The organism is Clostridium sp. CAG:43 (assembly GCF_000434655.1).
Taxonomy (GTDB): Bacteria; Bacillota; Clostridia; order Lachnospirales; family Lachnospiraceae; genus Otoolea; species Otoolea fessa.
This window is the reverse complement of sequence record NZ_FR895069.1, coordinates 1-1288: the sequence shown is the minus strand read 5'-3', so window position 1 is coordinate 1288 and position 1288 is coordinate 1. Positions and strand designations below refer to the sequence as shown.

At 47.2% G+C, this 1288-nt stretch carries 1 protein-coding gene; it reads right to left on the bottom strand.

Translation table 11 applies throughout. The features are described 5' to 3' along the window. Positions 1-43 precede the first annotated feature (43 nt). Positions 44-1231: an acyltransferase family protein gene (locus tag QVO97_RS05505; protein WP_288189055.1), complete on the bottom strand. Its 1188-nt coding sequence runs from the start codon at positions 1229-1231 to the stop codon at positions 44-46. Positions 1232-1288: the final 57 nt, after the last annotated feature.

Genomic DNA, 1288 nt, shown 5'->3' with positions numbered 1-1288 from the left:
AGCTGCCATATGCCGGACTTTTTCTGTTTAGTTCCTATTTTTATCAATTTTCTTTTAAAATATTCTTCGCACATTTCCACACACATGGAAATATTTTCCCATCAACCAGCCAGACATACACTCTCGAACAAATTCCTATTAAAATACAGCTCAGAACCAGATTCACCCCGATCGCCAGCTTCTCTCCCGCCTCAGAATAAATGCTGTAAAACCAACAGGAAAAGCTGGCAATCACAAGCCAGTGTGTCAGGAAGATTCCCATGCTATACTCGCCGATCCACAGAATAATTTTTTTGAGGGTCTCCGGGAGCCAGGTCTCCAGACCGCCGAGCCAGAAGAGACGGAAGCCTAAAATCATCAGGAATGCAGCAACATGACCATAGAATTCCATGGTTCCGAGTCCGCCTGGAAATCCATGCGCTCCCAATGTGGTTCCGATCCAGAAAGATTTTCGGACGAACCAGATGCTGAAAATCCAGAGGGCAGCACCAAAGATGCCATATTTTCCTTCTCCATCTTTAAGCAGATTCTCTTTTCGCTCTCTTTCTTTCATGGACTTCTCAACTGCCCGCATCAGCAGACAGATCCCATTTCCCAGAAGCAGGCAGATATAAAAGCTGTTCATTCCGATCAGCACTGCCGCGACACCTGCCAGAATCAGGATTTTCTGGCGGGTTCCTACTTCCCGGAGGGCGGAAGAAAGTACAAGAGTCAGAATACTTCCCATGAAAGTGTAGGTCAGCATCCAGGATGGACCATAGTACGTTGAATCCGCCTTGAAGATTGTATCAAACCAGGCATAGCGGATCGCCTTCAGACCGCCTGGCAGATAGCTGTAAAAGTTGCTCAGCCACTCATTTTCCAGGCGCGGCGCAACCCGCACCGTGTAGAAGAGACCGCCCCGGTAAAATAGATATGCCAGCAGAAAGGTGACCGTCAGCGGGCAGGTCAGTTTCAGATAGCGGCGCAGGATCTCCGAGCTCCACGAAGTAAACCGCCCGGAATATACCTTATCGGCTATCAGCATTCCGCTGATTATCAAAAAAAGGCTAACCCCGAAGGTTCCATAGCGGAACAGGGGAAGCGGTCCTATTTCCATCAGTGTATTTACCTTATTGCTGCCCCAACTCCCGAATGTACCGAACCAGTGACTTCCAAAAACCGCCAGACAGGCGTATGCCTTGATTATATTTACGTCATCATAGCGTTTCATCCGCATTTCCTTTCCCATTCATATAAAAAGAATGTGCCTTTTTTGTGTAATAGAACATTCCAAAGAATTTCCTAT

Bases quoted from the DNA above. Each gene is read 5' to 3' on its own strand.
- QVO97_RS05505 (WP_288189055.1), bottom strand. From the start codon at position 1,231: ATGGGAAAGGAAATGCGGATGAAACGCTATGATGACGTAAATATAATC.